Origin of the sequence: Actinoplanes sp. NPDC051633, assembly GCF_040681735.1 — a bacterium.
Lineage (GTDB): Bacteria > Actinomycetota > Actinomycetes > Mycobacteriales > Micromonosporaceae > Actinoplanes.
In genome coordinates this window covers 1-3,519 of record NZ_JBFAZH010000824.1, presented here as the reverse complement: position 1 = coordinate 3,519, position 3,519 = coordinate 1, and the positions used below count along the sequence as shown (strand labels likewise).

At 68.5% G+C, this 3,519-nt stretch carries 6 protein-coding genes and 1 pseudogene; all 7 read right to left on the bottom strand.

What is annotated here, in order from left to right; genetic code table 11:
• A pseudogene (locus tag AB0M20_RS32795) lies at window positions 1-269 on the bottom strand (hypothetical protein); the annotation flags it as partial.
• Window positions 266-454, bottom strand: coding sequence for a hypothetical protein (locus AB0M20_RS32790; protein WP_364304213.1), 189 nt, complete (start codon window positions 452-454; stop codon window positions 266-268). The pseudogene AB0M20_RS32795 and the gene AB0M20_RS32790, both read right to left, overlap by 4 nt.
• Window positions 451-909, bottom strand: coding sequence for a hypothetical protein (locus tag AB0M20_RS32785; RefSeq protein WP_364304212.1), 459 nt, complete (start codon window positions 907-909; stop codon window positions 451-453). The genes AB0M20_RS32790 and AB0M20_RS32785 overlap by 4 nt, the downstream gene beginning before the upstream one ends.
• Before the next feature lie 120 nt (window positions 910-1,029).
• Entirely contained in the window at window positions 1,030-1,224 is a 195-nt protein-coding gene (locus AB0M20_RS32780; protein ID WP_364304211.1) for a hypothetical protein, read from the bottom strand.
• Window positions 1,221-2,081, bottom strand: a complete 861-nt coding sequence (locus tag AB0M20_RS32775; protein ID WP_364304210.1) for an FtsK/SpoIIIE domain-containing protein — start codon at window positions 2,079-2,081, stop codon at window positions 1,221-1,223. Before AB0M20_RS32775 ends, AB0M20_RS32780 begins: the two co-directional genes overlap by 4 nt.
• Before the next feature lie 118 nt (window positions 2,082-2,199).
• The gene (locus tag AB0M20_RS32770; protein ID WP_364304209.1) at window positions 2,200-3,126 is read right to left on the bottom strand and encodes a hypothetical protein; all 927 of its coding nucleotides are present in this window, start codon (window positions 3,124-3,126) and stop codon (window positions 2,200-2,202) included.
• A 131-nt stretch (window positions 3,127-3,257) separates the two neighbouring features.
• A partial coding sequence (locus AB0M20_RS32765; protein ID WP_364304208.1) for a hypothetical protein occupies window positions 3,258-3,519 on the bottom strand: 262 nt, incomplete at its 5' end.

The window sequence follows — 3,519 nt, the reverse complement described above, 5'->3', positions numbered from 1 at the left end:
AGCCACTCGACGGCGGCGGTGTAGTCGTGCAGGGCCTGGCCGTCAGCCAGGTCGAGGTGCCAGCGCGGGGCACCGAAGACGGCGTAGCGGATCGCGCCGAGGATCGACGCGGGGTAGGTGCCGGTGCCGTGGCAGCGGCACTTGGCGGTGCAGCCGTCGTGAGCGTCGTAGAGCCCGGTGCTGATCCACCCGTAGCGGGTCAGGTAATCGGCGGCGCGGTCAAGGACCGTGGCGGTGTTACCGGTCGGCAGCGCGGTGACGGTGCTCATCCGGCGGCCCGCCGAGGAGCACGGCCGGTGACGTGATGCAGCTCGACGCCCTCAGGCACCGGCACCGGCTCCGGCCGGGCGGTGGTGTCGGGTTCGCGGGAGTAGTCGAAGCCGAGGTCGGCGACCGATGAGGTGGTGTCGGGCGTGCGGTGGCCGAGGCGATACGCCTGGACGCGGGCGTTCATCGGGCACCGCCGTGTGTGCGGTCCCAGTCCTTCGCGGCGTTGGCGAGCGCGATGACGACGTGGGCGGCTGAATAGTCGGGGTCGTCGTTCCAGACGAACGGTGATGGTTCGAGGTCGAGGTCGGTGGTTTCGTCGCCGGTGAGCCGGCACATCGGTTCGTCGCGGCCGAGGTAGTCGCAGAAGTAGTCCAGGGCGCGGCGGAACAGCCGGGTCTGGTCGGCGGGTGCGTCGGTGGTGTAGAGGTGGTTGCGGTTGCCGTAGGCGGCCATCCCGATCGCGCCGACGACGCAGGCGGGCGGGAACGGGTCAGTTACCCGGCCGCCGTAGTAGGTGCCGCGGTTCCAGCCGTGCTGCAGGATGTAGGTCGAGGCTCCGCGCAAGATGTCGGCCGGAGTGACAGAAGCGAGTCCGTCGGTGTCGGCGGCGGTGCCGGTCGGGTTTTGGGTACGGTGCATGGACGCCACGTCCTTTCGTGGGCGGTGGTGTGGTGGCCGGCGGACCGGATTCGCTTTCCTAGGGCTGGTTCCGGTTCGTCGGCTGTTCCTATGGATGTGGTGCGGTGGTGCCAGTTCCGGTCAGCGGCGCTGAGCCGCGGAGCGGGTGAGGTATCGGCCGAGGCGCCCGGTCGGGCAGCGGCGGCAGGTGCTGGCGTTCCGCAGGAACTGGCGCGGTTTACGCCAGGTCCGGCAGGTGGCGCAGCGGATCGCGACGACGCGGCCGCAGCGGTGTATCCGGATCCGCGGGATCATCGCGGTCATCGTGGTGGTCATGCGGCGGGCCTCAATTCGGTGGTGAGCTGACGGTCGGCTGCGCCGCCCCGAATCCAGGCGGTGTAGTCGGCCAGACGGATGATGTCCGTGGTGGTCATGAAGGCGGCCTTGACCCGATTGGGGATGCCTTCTTCGGCCAGCAGCAGTCCCGCGCCCCGGTTGTTCGGGTCGATGCTGGCGGCGGAATAGCCGCGCGACGCCCAGCCCTGGCCGAGGATCACGTCGGACGAGGCGTCGTCGACCGTGCGGCCGGCGTACCGCCAGCCGTACAGGAAGCGCAGCGACGGCGGGATGATGTCCGCGCTGGGCCGTTGGGTTGCTGCGGCGTTGATGACGCCGACAGCGCGGCCGCGGGAGGCGATATCGCGGTTCAGCGCAGAGAAGTACTCCTGCTCAATTTTCGTGCCGACGCTGGCAGCGAAGTAGGCGAGTTCGTCGATCGCCAGTAGCAGCGGTCGGACGTCGGTATCGCCGCGCTCGATCTTCTGTCGGCGCTGGGACTTGAGGAAGGCGTTGCGGTTGTTGAGCATCTGCTGGACGCGCTCGAGTGTGTCGATGGCGTGGCCCAGGTCCGGGCCGACGAACTCGGCGGCGCTGTCTTCCCAGAGGCCGAATTCGAGTTCCTTGCCGTCCATCAGGACGAGGTCGCAGTCGTGGCACAGCGCGGCGTAACCCACGATGGTGTTCAGCAACGAGCTTTTCCCGGCGCCCGGTTCACCGCCGATGAGGATGTTGCGGTAGATCAGCGGCAGGTAGACCGGGTGGCCGAATTCATCGATGCCGAGAAACACGGGGTCGAAGATGGACATCAGCGGTCCGACCGGGATGCTCGGCCGATCCGCGAACGGTGAGCTCATCTCTACTCCGATCGGAAAACTGGGTAAAGGTGCCCGGCGCGGCGCGGGTGACGACTGGTCGGTGGTCGCGCCGGAGCACAGGGTGTGGTGGGGTTTGACACGTACGTGTCAGTGCGGGTTAGGCGTACTCACTCGGGTCGAAGTCCGAGGACGGAGGTTCCGGATTGCGCGCACGGCGCGGCCGGGACTCGTTCGCGTTGGGTGAGCGCTGGGAGCGCTGACTCGGAATGTCGGCCAAGTTGACATCGACCGGAGCTGCCGGGGCAACCGGAGCGGTAGCCGGCATGTCAGCGGGCACGTGATCAGGGAGCGGCGACACGACGGTTGCCGCCAAGGGTTCGCGGCGGACGATGTCCACCTGGACGAGCGCGGCGTACCTCCGCGAGGCGCGAGCGATGCGGGCCTCGTTGGCCCAACAGGCAACAGCCAACTTCTGGACTTGACCGTCCTGTTCCAAGTCGCGGATCGACAGGCCGGGACGCAGCCACACCCAGACCCGTTCACCGGCCGGGGTTGGCCGGGCGGGCAGGATGAACGGCAGCGTGCCGTGCCGGTTGGTGGCGATGAACGCCGCGAAGCACATCCGCAGCCGGTGCCGGACCGTGAAGCACCAGAACACCGACATCACCGCGCGGCGGGTCCGGCCATACGCGGCCGGGGCACCGACTATCACGGCGAGGATGAGCAGCGACAGCCACACCGGGGTGGCGAACATCAACCACGTCCACCCGTAGACCAGGAAGGTGGCGAGCAGGATTTCCGGCAGCCAGTGCCAGACGATCCGCAGCACCGGCCACGCGATGATGACCAGAGCCACCGCAGCCGCCACGACGGCACCCACCAGGGCGCCGAGCAGGCCGCCCAGGATCGGGTGCATGTAGTGCGCGGCGACCGTGGCGCCGGGGAGCGCGACGACCGCGTAGGTGACCCAGAACGCGACTTTGGCCTTGCGTCGCTGGTTGTGACGGGTCGGGGCTTCGATGACCGTGACGGTCTGCCCCTTGCCAGAGGTGCCGAACAGGCTTCGGCCGCTAGACTTAGGCACGACGATTCCTCCCCCTCGTGGGGCTAGGGATTGATCAATGAACAGGTGCGGGGCCGCTCGTGGACGCCAAATCTCTGGCGGCCCCGCTTCCTGCGAGGGTCGGTGGCTACGGGAGCCAGTCGGGTAGGGGTTCAGGCGGCCTTGATGGCCGGGGCGGACACCACGTCCAGGCCGGAGGCCTTGAACGCGACACCGTTACGGGTCTTGCCGTTCTGCTCCGAGACCCACGGCAGGGCCTCCAGATCCAGCGGCAGGACCTGGTCGCCGTCTTCGGCGGCCGGCCGCTCCGCGGACACGATCGTGACGTTGAGCTGACCGCTCCACTTGCGACCGACCGCACGGCCACGACCGAACATCGGCGCGGTCCACATCGGCAGACCGGACTCCCGGTCC